This window comes from Candidatus Pelagibacter sp. uisw_098, assembly GCF_059512505.1.
In genome coordinates this window covers 941,257-957,172 of sequence record NZ_CM183454.1, presented here as the reverse complement: position 1 = coordinate 957,172, position 15,916 = coordinate 941,257, and the positions used below count along the sequence as shown (strand labels likewise).

14 protein-coding genes and 1 pseudogene are annotated in these 15,916 nt (G+C 25.7%); 6 read left to right on the top strand and 9 right to left on the bottom strand.

Features of this window, described 5'->3' with window-relative positions:
* Entirely contained in the window at positions 1-633 is a 633-nt protein-coding gene (gmk, locus tag AC5YF9_RS05180) for a guanylate kinase (protein WP_415303628.1), read from the top strand.
* Here the strand turns inward: gmk and rsmA are convergent.
* From rsmA to AC5YF9_RS05150, 6 genes are read right to left on the bottom strand one after another with little or no spacing between them, the layout of a single operon-like run.
* Positions 622-1,410, bottom strand: coding sequence for a 16S rRNA (adenine(1518)-N(6)/adenine(1519)-N(6))-dimethyltransferase RsmA (gene rsmA, locus AC5YF9_RS05175; RefSeq protein ID WP_415303627.1), 789 nt, complete (start codon positions 1,408-1,410; stop codon positions 622-624). The genes gmk and rsmA overlap by 12 nt on opposite strands.
* Positions 1,411-2,376, bottom strand: coding sequence for a 4-hydroxythreonine-4-phosphate dehydrogenase PdxA (locus AC5YF9_RS05170; RefSeq protein ID WP_415303626.1), 966 nt, complete (start codon positions 2,374-2,376; stop codon positions 1,411-1,413).
* Positions 2,369-3,286, bottom strand: a complete 918-nt coding sequence (locus AC5YF9_RS05165; RefSeq protein WP_415303625.1) for a peptidylprolyl isomerase — start codon at positions 3,284-3,286, stop codon at positions 2,369-2,371. Before AC5YF9_RS05165 ends, AC5YF9_RS05170 begins: the two co-directional genes overlap by 8 nt.
* Complete coding sequence (locus AC5YF9_RS05160) at positions 3,286-5,826, bottom strand: LPS-assembly protein LptD (RefSeq protein WP_415303624.1); 2,541 nt, start codon at positions 5,824-5,826, stop codon at positions 3,286-3,288. The genes AC5YF9_RS05165 and AC5YF9_RS05160 overlap by 1 nt, the downstream gene beginning before the upstream one ends.
* Positions 5,816-6,889 (bottom strand): LptF/LptG family permease, encoded by a 1,074-nt coding sequence (locus AC5YF9_RS05155; protein ID WP_496169851.1) that lies wholly within the window; start codon positions 6,887-6,889, stop codon positions 5,816-5,818. Before AC5YF9_RS05155 ends, AC5YF9_RS05160 begins: the two co-directional genes overlap by 11 nt.
* Positions 6,886-8,025, bottom strand: coding sequence for an LptF/LptG family permease (locus AC5YF9_RS05150; protein ID WP_415303622.1), 1,140 nt, complete (start codon positions 8,023-8,025; stop codon positions 6,886-6,888). The genes AC5YF9_RS05155 and AC5YF9_RS05150 overlap by 4 nt, the downstream gene beginning before the upstream one ends.
* Positions 8,026-8,087: 62 nt before the next feature.
* Here AC5YF9_RS05150 and AC5YF9_RS05145 point away from each other — a divergent pair, with 62 nt between their 5' ends.
* Complete coding sequence (locus tag AC5YF9_RS05145; protein WP_496169849.1) at positions 8,088-9,548, top strand: leucyl aminopeptidase; 1,461 nt, start codon at positions 8,088-8,090, stop codon at positions 9,546-9,548.
* A complete protein-coding gene (gene ndk, locus AC5YF9_RS05140) occupies positions 9,541-9,951 on the top strand; it encodes a nucleoside-diphosphate kinase (RefSeq protein ID WP_415303621.1) in 411 nt (136 codons plus the stop codon). The genes AC5YF9_RS05145 and ndk overlap by 8 nt, the downstream gene beginning before the upstream one ends.
* On the opposite strand, the gene purN is transcribed toward ndk, so the two are convergent.
* A complete protein-coding gene (gene purN, locus AC5YF9_RS05135) occupies positions 9,948-10,526 on the bottom strand; it encodes a phosphoribosylglycinamide formyltransferase (protein WP_496169848.1) in 579 nt (192 codons plus the stop codon). The genes ndk and purN overlap by 4 nt on opposite strands.
* Positions 10,504-11,531: pseudogene (purM, locus tag AC5YF9_RS05130) on the bottom strand (phosphoribosylformylglycinamidine cyclo-ligase). The gene purN and the pseudogene purM overlap by 23 nt, the downstream one beginning before the upstream one ends.
* Positions 11,532-11,656: 125 nt before the next feature.
* Here purM and AC5YF9_RS05125 point away from each other — a divergent pair.
* Genes AC5YF9_RS05125 through aspS form a run of 3 tightly spaced genes read left to right on the top strand, consistent with a single transcriptional unit; the run spans position 11,657 to position 15,066 of the window.
* A complete protein-coding gene (locus AC5YF9_RS05125) occupies positions 11,657-12,622 on the top strand; it encodes a hypothetical protein (protein WP_415303619.1) in 966 nt (321 codons plus the stop codon).
* Entirely contained in the window at positions 12,619-13,281 is a 663-nt protein-coding gene (locus AC5YF9_RS05120) for a P-loop NTPase family protein (protein WP_415303618.1), read from the top strand. The genes AC5YF9_RS05125 and AC5YF9_RS05120 overlap by 4 nt, the downstream gene beginning before the upstream one ends.
* Entirely contained in the window at positions 13,282-15,066 is a 1,785-nt protein-coding gene (gene aspS / locus AC5YF9_RS05115) for an aspartate--tRNA ligase (RefSeq protein WP_415303617.1), read from the top strand. It abuts the gene before it with no gap.
* A gap of 2 nt (positions 15,067-15,068) precedes the next feature.
* Here the strand turns inward: aspS and AC5YF9_RS05110 are convergent, their stop codons facing one another.
* Positions 15,069-15,890 carry a TSCPD domain-containing protein gene (locus AC5YF9_RS05110; RefSeq protein WP_415303616.1) on the bottom strand — a complete coding sequence of 274 codons (822 nt, stop codon included), beginning with the start codon at positions 15,888-15,890 and terminating at the stop codon, positions 15,069-15,071.
* Between the last annotated feature and the right edge of the window lie 26 nt (positions 15,891-15,916).

Genomic DNA, 15,916 nt, shown 5'->3' with positions numbered 1-15,916 from the left:
ATGTCCACAAAAAAAGATGGGATAATGGTGATTTTATCATCCCCATCTGGGGCAGGCAAAACCACTCTAGTAAAACTTCTATCTAAGAATAAAAAATTTCATATATCAACATCTCATACGACGCGAAAAGCAAGATCTAGCGAAGTTGCAGATAAAGATTATTATTTTGTTAATCATGAAAAATTTGAGGGGCTGATCAAAAATGAAGAATTTTTAGAATATGCAAGAGTTTTTAATCATCTTTACGGAACAACAAGAACACCTGTTATAGAAAAATTAGAAAAAGGTGAGAATGTAATATTTGATATTGATTGGCAGGGCGCAGATCAAATTAAGAATAAAAAATTAAACTATAAGCTGATCACTTTTTTTATACTTCCACCAAGTAAAGAAGTTTTGTTTGATAGACTGTCCAATAGAGATATGAAAGATAAGCTGATTGTAGAGGAAAGAATGAAAGAATTTAGCAGAGATGTATTGCATTGGATAAACTATGATTATGTGATTATAAATGACCATCTAGATGAGTGTTATTCTAAAATTAGCAATTTAATTGATGCAGAAATTAATAATGGTTCAAAAGATTATGACAAAGAGTATATTAGAAAACATGTTAATAAATTAACGTCTTAAATTCTCATATTCTTTAACTAGTTTAAAATACATTTCGGGTTCAAGATTTTGAGGTCTAAGATTAAGATCAATATTAAATTTATTTGCAACTTCTTTTGCATTATTAAAAATTTGGTTGAAAGGTTTTTTTAGCATTTTTCTCCTTTGACTAAAAAAAACTCTAGTAATCATTTCAAGGTTTTTTGGATCTTTTAATTCAAAAATATTCTGTCTTGGAGTAAATAGTAGTAGCGTGCTATCAATCTTAGGCCTTGGAGAAAAACTTTCAGGCTTGATGTCTATTACTTTTTTAATATTTAATTTCCAGTTTGATAAAATAGATAATCTCCCATATTTTGAAGTATTAGATTCTGCAATAATTCTCTCAGCAACTTCTTTTTGAAACATTAACACTAAACTTTCAAACCAAATTTTTTTATCTAAGTTTGTTATCCATTTTGAAAGAATTTCAGTCGAAATATTGTAAGGTAAGTTTCCAAATACAGTAAGCTTTTCACTGGAAATTTTATCTTCAGGTATTTTTAAAACATCATCATTAATAATAGTAATTTCATTGGCAAACTTATCTTCCAATAGTTGAGCTAACTCATCATCTTTTTCAATTACATAAAATTTTTTTGGATTTTTTTTTAAAATAAATGTAGTTAAATTTCCACTACCAGGACCTATTTCTAAAACTTCTTTATTTGAAATTTCAACAGTATCAGCAATCTGTTCTAACACGTTGCGATCTATTAAAAAATTTTGTCCTAAGCTTTTTTTGGGTTTAATAAACATCTATTTATCTAAGAATTTTAGAGCTTGAATTAAACTTTTAGGGTTTGATGTATTTTTACCTAACATAGAAATGTTTGGTCCATGATCAGGAGAAATCCGAATAAATGGTAAACCTAATGTTATGTTTATTGCGTCAAATCCAAATAAAGTTTTCGCAGGAGATAATACTTGATCATGATACATGCCAATAATTACATCAAATTTCTTGAATTGATCTTTTGTAAAAATTGTATCAGCAGCATATGGGCCTTTAACCTTGTATTTTAATTTGATTAAATCTTTAATAGCTGGCTTTATAATTAAATCCTCTTCACTATTATTAAAATTACTTTCACAGTGTGGATTTAAACCTGTAATAGCAATTCTTGGAATTTTATTGAACTTTTCAATATAGAATTGTGTAATTAATATAACATGAGAGAATATTTTCTTTTGTGATATATTTTTATGTACATCTTTTAATGCGATATGTGTTGTTAAAGGACTAACAGATAATTTTTTGTGAAATATTAGCATGGCAACTTTATTGTTAACCCCTGTCTTATTTGATAAATATTCAGTAACACCATAATGGTGACCTTTCAAAAAATGCCTTTTAGAAATTGGTCCGTTAATAAATTTTGTAAATTTATTTTTTTTTAGGATTTCTAGAGCAATTTTGAAGCATTTTTCTATATAACTTTTAGACTTAATTGTAATATTTTGAAAACAAGCATTAAATTTATAATCTACATTTATTAAATTAATATTTTTATTATTTAATTCACTGATATTTTTTAAGTTTTTATTAATAGAATTAATTTTAAAGATATAACCTAATTTATTCATCTGACTAATTAACAGTTTTCTCGAAGCAATAATTATTAAAGGATGTTTAAATTTATTACTTTTTATACTCTTAAAAAAAATTTCAAGAAATACACTGTTGGGTTCACCAGCTACAATAATTATTGGTTGTTTATTCATTAAAGCCAATATTTTTTCTAACTTTATTAAAATATATTTTAGAGTATTGATTTAGTTGTCTATTTTTTTCATAATTAATCAATTTTTTTAGCTCATTATCAAAATCAATTTCAGATGTTGTTTTTTTAATTTCTTTAATCTTTAATATTAATATTCCATTGGGAATAATTATAGGTCTTGAAATTTGATCTAATTTTAGAGTAGAAATATTATTAACAATTTTTGAATTAAGAGATTCTTCTCTAATCCAACCAATGTTGCCACCTATTTTTGAAGTGTCAGAAATACTATAAATGGATGCACTATTTTCAAATCCTATTTTAATAATACTTTCTTTAATTTCTAAGTACTTTTTTTTGATGTCTTTTTTATCTTTTATTTCAAATACAATTTCTGATAAATTATATTCTTTAGTCTCATTTTTAGCACTACTCATTATTTTATTTTTCAACTTCTCTTCATCAATTTCTATTTTTGAATTATATTTTCTAATAATTAGTTCATTCCACAAAGCATCAATGGCTAACTTTTTTCTGATATCATCCACATCTAAATTATATGGTTTTAGATGTGAATTAAACTCATCTAATGATTGAAAATTTAAACCTTTATAAATGTTCTTTAAAAGAGCATCACTATATCTTTTGTCTACATTAAAATTTGAAAAGTTTTTAGATATTTCAATTTTTTTAATTTTTTCTTTAATTATTGATTCACTAGCAATTTTTAAAATTTTTTCATTATTTAAGTTTTTTAGTTTAGAATTTAAGGCTAAAAGATATCTAAATTCATTTTTAATATCTATATTTGTGATTATCTCATTTTCTATGACGTAAATTATCTTTGTTTCTAATGCTGAGACAACATTAATATTAAAACAAATAAATAGAATATATAAAATTTTTTTCATTAATCGATCCTATTTTTGTTTAAAATCATTTTATCAGGAGAAAATGTTGTAAGTGGCACTATTGTTATTTCAAAAAATAATTCTTCTTTTGGGATTATGTCGCGATCACTATAATAATCTTTTTTATATCTAACTTTTGCTTCTAAGCAGTCATTTTTATACTCATAAACTAAATCATAATACTCTGTTAGACCTATTCTTCTATTTCTTCTCGTATTAAAAGATAAGAAATTTTCTTCATTAAAATTATATTTAAAAGTATTTGAAAGTACATTTGTTTTGCCAAGCGCACGCCTTTCTTCTAAAAAACTCATTGTTGTAGAGAAGTTGCTAAAAGATAATTCTGCGTCTATTGAATTAGACTCTATTTCATTTAAATCATCATTTATTGATAATTTATAATCTAGTGACAATATTTCAGAGGGTTTAAAATTTATTTGACCAAAAAGATTTGATCTTTTTTTACCTATGGTGCTTGTAGTAGGTATTTCATTTAGTTCATTAGATCTAAATACAGTTGCTAGTTTAAAATCAAGATAATCATCAAATGTTTTAATATTTTCGTTTATAGTATCTGTATTTGTTAGTTTTTGTTTTTTATAATTTATACCTAGGGTTATAGACTCTCCACCCTCATAAGTATCATCTAAGCTCAATCTGTCATTATTAAAAACATTAGATGCATTTATCTTTCTACCAGAGTCGCTATGATCTTTCATATCATGTGGATTGAATCTAAATGATATTTTTGGCTCTAACGTATTATAACTATTTTCTGTATTTTTTGATAAGGGTAAGGACATGTTTAATATATACGAGCTAACTATTTCAGATTGAGGACTTGATTTGTATACTTTGCTTTTTTTACCAAGGGAGTTTAGGTTTTTAAATAAAAAATTATAGTTACTTTTAATTCCATTTTCAAAAAAACTATTATAAGAATTAAAATTTAGATTATTAGATATTGATGTTGAAAGCACATTTGTATTATTTAATCTATTACTTCCACTCGAAGAAAAGCTAAAACTACCACCTTGAATATCATCTAAACCAAAATTTTTTGAAAAACCATATGATGGAAAAATGTGTTGATATCTATTATTGTTATCTCCACTTAGATTTTCGTACACTTCCATTGAAGTTATAAAATCATAGTTTTCGTGCGCAAGATCTAATTCAACACTTGAGTGAAGCTCAGATGTACTGCCGAGTAATAAGGGTGATTCTAGTTTAAATTTTTTTAAATAAGTGTCGTTCGTTGCTTTTTGTAAATTAATTTCAAAAGTACTCGCTAAAAAATTATCAAGATCAAGATCTGTCTTACTATTCATGAAAAAGTGTGATCTACTGTCGTTTCTATCAGTGACACTGGAATGATGGCCTTTTGCAATACTAAAATCAGCTATGATTAAAGATTTTTTTGTTTTCTGTCTGTATTCACTCTGAAAGATACGTTTTTCACTATCAAACCATCTTGGTTTAATTGTAAGATCTTTATTATCTGAGATAACAAGAAAATAAGGCACATAAATAGAGCTACCTAAATCTTTATCTCCTCCAAGTGCTGGTTTTAAAAAACCAGATTGTCTCTTCACACTAGGATCAGGATGAAAAAACTTAGGAAAATATACTACTGGCACATCATAGATGCTCAGCCAGGATTGGGTGTAGGTAATTCTTTTTTTAATCTTATCGTGTTTAATTTCTTTAGATTTAATTTTCCAAGGAGGGCATTTATCGGTTTTTTTACAAGAAGTAAAAACTCCTTTTTTAAAGTAAGTGTTAAATTCATCACCATATGAAGTAACAGACTTAAGTCTAGGATCATTTTTATCATTATCAAATACTGTTTTGTGAAATAAAAGATTTGTATCTTTGGCAGAAAATGTTTTATCTTTAAAATTAAAAAAACCACTATCATAGAAATAATTATCACTTTTAATACTAGGAATAAATTTTTTATATTCTTTAACTAATGATGGATTATTTTCTTCTTCTATATTTTTTTGGATGGAGGTTATAACTTCAATTTTTTTTCCTTTTAAAATTTCTTGATTAATTGAGTATTCAAATTGATTAAGTTTATAAGTGTTCTTATCAACAGTGTCAGTGATAGTTGTTCGCTTTAAAGAAGACAAAATCATTTTGTTTCTTAATAGTTTTAAATCATATCCTTCTACGTTATATCTGTCAGAAACATTGATCAATGTTTTGCCGACTGTATAAATTATTTCTTCATTCTTAAGATAAATAATTTTATCAGCGTTAATTTTTATATTATTTTTTGTATCTAAAATTTGTGCATTTCCATATGATTCAAGTTGATTATTCTTTTTAAAATATTCAAAAGTATCTGAGGTTATTTCAATTTTATTGGCTGTTGTTATTTTACCTTTGTTTATGCCTTTATAGACATTACCTTCATCGGTTACCTCTATCTCAGTGACATTAAAAATAAATTCATCGCTACTTAAAGCTTTATTAAAAAAACTTAAAGAAAGTACTAATATTAGAATTATTTTTAAAAAATTATTTTTCATTTAACCTTATTATAGAGGTGATATTTATTATTAATAATATAATTAAAGGTAGTGATATTGAAAGGATTAAAGGAATTCTTTCACTAGTACCCAATATATTGAAGAAATAATTTATATAATAGATGATGACTGATATAAAAATTCCTAGTGCAACCTTGTATATTGAGTTTTTTTGATATTTTATGTTAAACATAATTACAGCTGCAAATATTGTCATTAAAGTTAAATATACAGGGTATGAGATTATTTTATATAAATGAGAATCAACATCTATTACAGAATAATTGAGTGATTTATAATTTTTTCTCAATTTTATTAAATCAATTAAACTAAGAGAAGATAAGTTTGAAAATAAACTATTAATTTTTTTGAGATCAAAGTTTGATTTAAAATTAATTATATCTTCATAAGTGGTAACATTATTTTTTGAAATTGTAGGATCTATTATTTTCCAATTAACTGAAGAAATATCAACTTTTTGACTTTGTATTGTATGGATGATTTCAAAATTATTATTGAATTGTGAAATAGAAACATTTAATAAAAATTGATTTTCAATTTTATTAGCATTTATTATATTGACTTGATTGTTTATCCTGTCTTTGATCCATAAACCATTTTTGTTAATTACTGCCAGATACTTACCGTCATTTGAGTATTGATTTTTTATTACTAAATAAGAATTTTTTAAAATTGAGGATATATTATAAAAAACTACAACAAATAATATTGCAAGTGCGAACGAATATAACCCAATCACCTTAACAATTTTATTATTATTTAAACCACTATATTTAAAAATTTCTAATTCATTTTTACTAATTAATTCAATAAAAAAAATTTGAGTAGATATTAAGAAAATAAATGGAAGAATTTCAAATATAATAGAGGGTGAATTTAAAAAAGATAAAAAAACTATATAAGAAAAAGTAAGTTCTGCATTCTTAAAGAACTCTGATTGTTCTAATATATTTACTAATAAAATAATTCCAAAAAAAATAAAAAAAACTTTCAATAAAGAAATAGTGAAAAGATTTACCAAGAATTTTATATAGGTTTTCATTCACTCCCAACTTTAAGGTTAGTCCAAAAATAAATATATATTAAAAAAAATAAAAAAATAGGAAGCATCGAAATCAAAATATTATATAATAGATTGGCACCAAGAAATTTTGTTGAACCTTCTAAAAAAAGAATAAATAAAAATCCTAAAGTATAGATTTTAAATTTATATCTTTTAAAATTATGACTATCTTTCGATTTTAAAATCAATAAAAGAGCAATCATAATTAAAAGAGTATTAAAAAAAGGTTTAATTAACCTATCATACAGCTCCTTATATATATCTTTAGCATTCCACAATACGCAAGCAGAGAAATCATGAGATTTATTATAATTTTTTTTTCCAATTTTCTTTTTTTGTAAAATAAATACACATTGGATTAATTCTTTTGTTGAGTACTCTTGATTTTTTTTATATGTGTTGGTGTTTGAATTAAACCTGCTTAAATCTACATCAGTTTTTGAAAATTCAAACTCTGAATTTTTTCCTTGATTATTACTAATTTGCTTTCCCTCATATAAAACTAATACTTTTCTATTACCACGAAATTCAAATATTCCTGTTTTTGCAAATGTTAACTGAAAACTATTTACATCAGATCTTTCTTTTAAATATATATATTTTAATTTTCCATCAATTGTTTTTTCTTCAAAATAAATTGTTAGATTTTCTATAACATCAATAAATTTTTTAGGCTTCAATATACTTTCAAATAAATCTATATCAGAACTTCTTAAAAAAGATTTTGCTTTTTCTTGAGCCAATGGTGTGATGAAACTGTTAAGCACTAAGTTTAATAGGACAAATCCAAATGACAATTTTATAAAAAAATTAATGAATGAATTTTTATTAATGCCAAAATTCCAAAATATAACTAATTCGTTGCTATTTTCATATTTTAATAAAATATATGCAATTGATATAAATAATGAAAATGGGTAAATTCTGCTAATAATTTTTGGAAAACTCAGTATCGTGTAATTAAAGTAGACTAGTAATCCATGTCCATCTTCCACAACGAAATCTAAATAATTAACTGCCTGCAAAACCCAAATGATTGTGCTAATTGTTAATGTAGTAAGAATAAAAAACTTTATACAGTCAGTAGCTATTTTTCTAAAAATAATTTTTTTCATTGAAATATGATAATATTATTCATATATAGCATTCAACCTGTAAGGAGTGTATTTAAAAATTTATGACTATTAAAATTAATTATTCAAACAAATTAAATGGTAAAATCTCAGCCAATCTTGTCTTATTTACTAATGAAAGATTCAATATAAGTCACTTAAAAAAAAATATTTCCGATTCAGAGTTTTCTTACATAAATGACTTATTAAAAAGCAGCGACTTAAAAAAAAATTTGTTTGTTTTCGAGATCAACTCGAAAAAAAAAATAGTCTTAGTATCTGTTAAAAACAATTTAGAGCCCTCTGATATTGAAAATTTAGGAGCAGAATTTTATGGGCGCCTAAACTATGAAAAGAAAAGAGAATACTTTGTAAATTCAGATAGCATAATTAATAAATATGAAAATTTTATAAGTCATTTCTTACATGGATTAAAGCTTAAGTCTTATGAATTTAATCTTTATAAGTCAAAAAGTGAACAAAAACTCATTTCAATAAATGTAATAGGAAATAAAAAAAAGGCAACAGCACTAAAAGAGCTAAGGTTCAAGGCAATTGAAGAAGGAACTTTTTTTGCAAGAGATCTTGTCTCTGAGCCACCCAATGTTCTTAATCCAAAAGAGTATGTAAACAGACTTTTAAAATTAAAAAAATTAGGAATTAAAGTTACTGTTTATAACGAGTCTCAAATGAAAAAGTTAGGAATGCATTCTTTATTGGGTGTTGGAAGAGGTAGTGTAAATGAATCGTATCTAGTTACACTTGAATGGAACGGTAATAAAAAAGACAAAAAAGCTCCATTATCTTTTGTAGGAAAGGGTGTTTGTTTTGATACGGGTGGCATTTCTTTAAAACCAGCAAAATTCATGGAAGAAATGAAATATGATATGGCTGGATCAGCCGTTGTAGCAGGCTTAATACAAACATTAGCTACTAGAAAAGCAAAAGTAAATGCAGTTGGTGTAGTTGGTTTAGTTGAAAATATGCCAGGTGGAAATGCTCAAAGGCCAGGAGATATAGTTAAAGCTTATAATGGTAAAACTATTGAAGTTTTGAATACCGATGCTGAAGGAAGATTAGTTTTGGCAGATGCATTGAGTTTTACTGAAGCAAAATTTAAACCAAGATTTATTATTGATCTTGCAACTTTAACTGGTGCAATAATAATGGCATTAGGAGAAGAGTATGCAGGTTTATTTTCTAACAATGACGATTTATCAAAAAAAATATTTCAAGTAGGAGAAAAAGTAAAAGAAAAAGTCTGGAGACTTCCATTACATAGTAATTATGACAAATTAATAAACTCAACAATAGCAGACATGCAAAACATAAACTATTCAGGTGGAGCAGGATCAATAACTGCCGCACAATTTTTACAAAGATTTGTGACAAGTAAAACACCATGGGCACACTTAGATATAGCAGGTATGGCTTTTTCTAAAAAAGCTGCAAACTTAAATCCAGGGGGAGCGACAGGTTTTGGAGTAAGATTATTAAATCAACTAATAGAGGAACATTATGAGTAATATAGAACAGACATTATCAATTATTAAGCCGGACGCAGTAGAAAGAAACTTAGACAATGAAATTAAAGAAATGTTTAAAAATAAAGGTTTCAATATTGTTAAAGATAAAAAAATCCAAATAGCAAAATCTGAAGCAGAACAATTTTATAAAGTTCATGAAACAAAACCATTTTATAATGATTTATGTGCATATTTATCATCAGGACCAATAGTTGTAATGGTGCTTGAAAAAGAAAATGCAGTTTTAGGAAACAGAGAGTTAATGGGTGCGACTAAACCAGAAGATGCTGCAGAAGGAACTATAAGAAAAAAATATGGAATTTCTATTGATAAAAATTCTGTTCACGGTTCTGATAGTGTCGAAAATGCTAAAATAGAAATTGATTTTTTTTTTAAAAACTAATTAAAAATTTTCATAATAGCAGCAGGGTATAATTTGTGCTCTTGCTTCAAAACTTTTTTTGCTAATGATGTAGAATTATCACTAGCCGATATTCTAATTTTTTTTTGTAATATTATTTTTCCAGAATCTAACTTTGCTGCCACATAATGAACGGTGCATCCAGCAAATTTATCTTTATTTTGAATAGCTCTAATATGCGTATTAAGACCTTTGTATTTTGGTAGTAAAGAGGGATGGATATTAATTATCTGTCCATCAAATTTTTTTATAAAGTCATTAGATAAAATTTTCATAAAGCCTGCGAGGCAAACAAATTTTATTTTCTCTTTGTTAAGTAATAGTAATATATTTTTTTCACTATTTTTTAAATTTTTAAAATTAAATATTTTTTTTTTAATTTTAAATTGATCTGCAAAGTTTAAGCCTTTAGCTAGATTAGTATTAGAAATTATTAGGTTTATTGAGATTGGTGATTTTTTTATTTTAGAGAATTTTATTATATTTTTTAAATTACTTCCTGTTCCTGAAATAAAAACTGCAGATTTTACTTTTTTAAGACCAGTCAATTTTTCCATTAAGCTTAACTTTGTTTTTACCATTTGTTATTTTTCCAATAATATATGGTTGATACTCTTTAGTAAAAAATTTTTGAATTTTTTTTAAATTTTCTGGTTTAATTATTAAGCAAAAACCAACCCCACAATTAAATGTTTTTAACATTTCTTTGTCCTCAATATTATTTTTTTTCAACCACTTAAAGATTTTTTTAGTTTTAATTTTATTTAAATCTATATCAGCAATTAATCCATCTGGAATAACTCTCTTAATATTATCTGCTAGTCCACCACCAGTTATATTTGAACATCCACTTAAAAGATTATTATCAATTAGGTTCAAAACTTCTTGCACATAAATTTTTGTTGGTCTTAGTAATTCTTTTTTTAAAAATAAATTATTCTTTAAATTAATCTTTCCTTTTTTTAAAATATATCTTACTAGGGAATATCCATTTGAATGAACACCACTAGAAGGTATAGCTAATATTAAATCATTTTTTTTTATTTTTTTTTTAGAAGAATTTTTTTTTCATCCACCAAACCTACAGCGAAGCCTGCAATATCAAACTTACCTTTCTCATAAGTACCAGGCATTTCCGCAGTCTCTCCCCCAACTAATTCACAGTTAGAGATTTTGCAACCTTTTATTATTCCTTTGAGGATTGATTTTAGTTTTTTTAAATCTATTTTATTAATTGAAATATAATCTAAAAATAATAATGGTCTTGCTCCCTGAACAATCAGATCGTTTACACTCATAGCAACCAAATCTATACCGATCGTGTCATATTTATTAAGTATATTAGCTATCTCAACCTTTGTTCCAACACCATCAGTGCAGGCTACAATTTTAGGGTTTTTTAAATTTTTTGGAATGTTTGAAATTGAACCAAAACCACCAATGTTATTAAACTTTTTTTTGCCTTTATTATTTGATGAGATAGAAGATATGAATTTAACAAAATTGTCAGCAGCATTTATGTTTACACCGCTTTTTTCATAGGTAAATTTTTTTTTATTCATTAGTATAAGATATGCAAATTATTATTAAATTATTAACATTACAAAAAGTATATATATTTTTTATTTCATTCGTTCTATTTATAATAATTTTTTCCACAACTTATTTGAATGCAAATACTTTTAAAGTGTCTGATATTGAAATTTCATCTCCATTTGAGCTAAGTTTTAAGAAAAGTAGTGTAATAGATGCAGGGTTTAAGGCTTCTTTTTCAAATTTACTTTATATGATTACAACCTCAGGTGATAAAAATAAAATAAAAAATATTAAAATAAAAGAGATCAAAAGTATGATTGATTCTTTTACAATAAGTGATGAAAAATTTATTAATAATGAATATTTTGCTAAACTTGAAACGACATTTAATAAAAAAAAAATTTTAAGCTTTTTAGAAAAAAGAAATATATTTCCATCAATACCAATAAGAAATAAAGTTTTATTAGTACCAGTATTGGTAGATGCAGAAACTGATACCATTTATTTGTTTAATAATAATATTTTTTATGAAAGGTGGAATGATATAAAAAATAATTATCAATTACTAGATTATCTGTTGCCAACTGAGGATCTGGAAGATTTAAATAAACTTCAAGAGATGTCCAATTCTATTGAAACACATGATTTTATAAATTTAATAAAAAAATATTATTTAAAAGACTATATAATTGCAATAATATATAAAGATAAAGACAATGTTAAAATACTTTCAAAAATTAATTTAAATAATTCTCTTAAAATAAATAATAAAAAATATTTCAATATTAATTTAACAAATAAAAAAGATCTCTATATAATTTTAGAAGATCTAAAAAACACTTATGAGGATGAATGGAAAAAAAATAACGAGATAAATACATCTATAAAGCTTCCTTTGACCATTTCTATAAAATCAACAGATTATAAAAAGATTATATATTTAGAAGAGGTGCTCACTGGTATTGATTTGATATCAAATTTTTACATATTAAATTTTAATAATAAACTTACACAATATAGAATAATCTATAATGGCTCTCCGAAAACTTTTTTTAATGATATGAATAATAGATATTTTGATCTGGTAATGGAGAACAATATTTGGACAGTTAAATGAAAAGCTTAAATCAATTGTTACTAGATTTTAACTATGAGCAAAACTTTAGAGATGATGATTTTTATGTTGGAAAAAGTAATTTTTACCCTTTTGAATTAATAAACAATTGGCCTAAGTGGGAAAAAAATTTTTTAAATATAAGTGGAGAGAATTTTTCTGGAAAAACTCATTTAACTAATATCTTTTTAAAAAAATTTAATGGAATTAGAGTTGAATCAGGTTTGTTGAATAATGAAAACATTAAAAAAATCAAGCCCTATCAAAATATTGTTTTAGAAGATTTAAATTTAGATGTAGATGAGAAGCTAATCTATACTCTCTTTAATATAATTGATCAAGATAATAAATTTTTAATAATTACATCTTCAGAACCAGTGGCAGAAATTGATTTTAAGCTTGAAGACCTTAAATCAAGAACTAAAAACTGTCTTTTAGCAAAAATTGAAAACCCTGATGATGAATTAATGTTTGCTTTAATACTAAAAAATTTATCTGATAGACAGATTATTTTAGACAAAAAATTGATTGATTTTATCATTAAAAGAGTTGAGAGATCGTATGGCAAAATATTTGAATTCATATATAAAATTGACAAGATTAGTTTAAAAAAGAAAAAACCAATCGACTTTAAGATTATTAATGAGGCATTAGAGGAATAAGTGAACAAGTATAGAACACATAATTGCAGTGAATTAAATAAAGATAACAGTGGACAAGAAATTGTATTATCTGGTTGGATTAATAAAAAAAGAGATCATGGGAATCTTTTATTTATTGATTTAAGAGACAATTATGGGATGACTCAATGTATTATTGATAAAAGTAATGAGAGTTTTAAATTATTAGAAAAAATTCAATTAGAAAGCGTAATTAAAATAAATGGCAAAGTAGTTAAGAGAAGTGTGGATACTATTAACTCTGAACTTCAAACTGGTGAGATAGAAGTTAATATTGACCAATTTGAAGTACTAGGTGCATGCAAAGAACTTCCAATGCCTGTGTTTAGTGATCAAGAATATGCTGAGGAAATTAGACTTAAATATAGATTTTTAGATTTAAGAAGAAAAAAAATTCATGACAATATTATATTAAGATCAAAAGTTATTTCATTTATTAGAAATGAAATGTTTAAATTAGGCTTTTTAGAATTTCAAACTCCAATACTTACATCTTCAAGCCCAGAAGGAGCTAGGGATTTTTTAGTACCTAGTCGATTAAATCCAGGAAAATTTTACGCTCTACCACAGGCACCTCAACAATTTAAACAGTTAATAATGGTATCTGGATTTGATAAGTATTTTCAAATTGCCCCATGTTTTAGAGATGAAGATGCTAGAGCAGATAGAAGCCCTGGTGAATTTTACCAGCTTGATTTAGAAATGTCATTTGTTGAACAAGAAGATGTTTTTCAAGTTGTAGAAAAATTAATAGTTAATGTTTTTAAAAAATTTTCTTCAAAAAAGTTAATGTACGAAAAATTTCCAAGAATACCTTATGACGAATCTATGCTTAAGTATGGATCGGATAAACCTGACTTAAGAAATCCGTTAATAGTTTCTGATTTGTCAGATATATTTACACGTGAGGATGTTACTTTTGAAATATTTAAAAAACTTGTAAAATCTGGCTCCAAAGTAAGATGCATAGTAACCAAGAATACAAAAGAAAAACCTAGAAGTTTTTTTGATAATATTGATAAATGGGCCAAGGACCAGGGAGCTTCTGGTCTTGCTTATTTTACAATTGAAAAAAATGAAAATATTTCAGCCAAGGGTCCTGTGGGCAAGTTTTTCTCTAAAGAAGCGCTTGAGGAAATTATGAAAATTACAGGAGCAGAAGTAGGTGATAGTATATTTTTTGCTTGTGGAAAAATAAATGATGTTGAGAAGATCACGTCCCAAGCAAGAGATAAAATTGCTAAAGATTTAGACTTAATTGACGAAAATACTTTTGCATTTTGTTGGATCGTTGATTACCCAATGTTTGAAAAAAATGAAGTAAATAATAAAATTGAATTTAGTCATAATCCATTTTCAATGCCTCAAGGGGATATAAAAGATATTGATTTTGATAATCCTCTTAATATTAAAGCTTACCAATATGATATTGTTTGTAATGGAATTGAGTTATCCTCTGGTGCAATTAGAAATCACGTACCTGAGCTAATGTATAAACTGTTCTCAATTGCAGGTTATCAAAAAGAACAAGTTGATGAGAAATTTAGTGGTATGATTAATGCCCTTAGTTACGGTGCACCACCTCATGGCGGTATAGCACCAGGAATAGATAGAATTGTAATGCTTTTAGCTAATGAGAAAAATATTAGAGAGGTTACAATGTTCCCAATGAATCAAAACGCCCAGGACTTAATGATGAATGCGCCCTCAGAAGTTAATGAAGAGCAACTCAAAGAGCTTGGATTAGCTTTAAAACTTAAAAAATAATATTACTTTTTACCTTTTAAATTTATTTTAACATCAGATAAATCAACAAGATTTTTTTTATAATTGTTTCTAACAAAGCCTTTGCTAGTAACATCTTTTATAATCTTAAGTAATTGATTTTGATCTTCTGTATTTTCTTCTTCAGGTAAAGATCTGTCAGATCCTCCAATAGTAGGAGTATGCGCAAGGTCTTCTCTATTTTGGTATGAGATAGCCAATTCTCTAAATATATAATCCAATATTGAAGAGGCACTCATTATTCTGTCATTACCATGAACTTTTCCAGATGGTTCAAATTTAGTATCAACATAAGCACTAATAAATTCATCTAAAGGTACGCCATATTGTAGGCCAAGCGATATTGCTATTGCAAAGTTATTCATTAAAGCTTTTACTAACTCTCCTTCTTTGCTCGTATCAATAAAAATTTCTCCTATTTTTCCATCCTCATATTCACCTGTATGTAAATAAACTTTATGGTCACCAATTGTTGCTTTTTGAATGTAGCCTTTCCTTCTGTCTGGCATGCTAAATCTTTTACCCACACCTTCATTTATTTTTTTAACAAATGTGGTGTTGTTTTCTTTTGAAACAATTTTGGGCTGGCTTTGCTCAGATATAATATCTAATTTTTTAGGCTCAATTACCTTATTATTTGGGTCTAAGCTTTTTGTTTTTCTTGTATCAAGCTTAACATCTAAAACTTCAAATTTTCCATCATCTCGTTTTTCAAGGTTTGCTAATTCGGTTTCATTAATATCATCCAGATAATGATTAACTTTAAAGCTACAAGTGTAATAAGTTTCAACTAAGTATTTTGCCATTTTTCCTTTAATTAATTTTTTATTTT

Coding starts and splice junctions, on each gene's coding strand:
- gmk (WP_415303628.1), top strand. CDS start 1: ATGTCCACAAAAAAAGATGGGATAATGGTGATTTTATCATCCCCATCT.
- rsmA (WP_415303627.1), bottom strand. CDS start 1,410: ATGTTTATTAAACCCAAAAAAAGCTTAGGACAAAATTTTTTAATAGAT.
- AC5YF9_RS05170 (WP_415303626.1), bottom strand. CDS start 2,376: ATGAATAAACAACCAATAATTATTGTAGCTGGTGAACCCAACAGTGTA.
- AC5YF9_RS05165 (WP_415303625.1), bottom strand. CDS start 3,286: ATGAAAAAAATTTTATATATTCTATTTATTTGTTTTAATATTAATGTT.
- AC5YF9_RS05160 (WP_415303624.1), bottom strand. CDS start 5,826: ATGAAAAATAATTTTTTAAAAATAATTCTAATATTAGTACTTTCTTTA.
- AC5YF9_RS05155 (WP_496169851.1), bottom strand. CDS start 6,889: ATGAAAACCTATATAAAATTCTTGGTAAATCTTTTCACTATTTCTTTA.
- AC5YF9_RS05150 (WP_415303622.1), bottom strand. CDS start 8,025: ATGAAAAAAATTATTTTTAGAAAAATAGCTACTGACTGTATAAAGTTT.
- AC5YF9_RS05145 (WP_496169849.1), top strand. CDS start 8,088: ATGACTATTAAAATTAATTATTCAAACAAATTAAATGGTAAAATCTCA.
- ndk (WP_415303621.1), top strand. CDS start 9,541: ATGAGTAATATAGAACAGACATTATCAATTATTAAGCCGGACGCAGTA.
- purN (WP_496169848.1), bottom strand. CDS start 10,526: ATGGAAAAATTGACTGGTCTTAAAAAAGTAAAATCTGCAGTTTTTATT.
- AC5YF9_RS05120 (WP_415303618.1), top strand. CDS start 12,619: ATGAAAAGCTTAAATCAATTGTTACTAGATTTTAACTATGAGCAAAAC.
- AC5YF9_RS05110 (WP_415303616.1), bottom strand. CDS start 15,890: ATGGCAAAATACTTAGTTGAAACTTATTACACTTGTAGCTTTAAAGTT.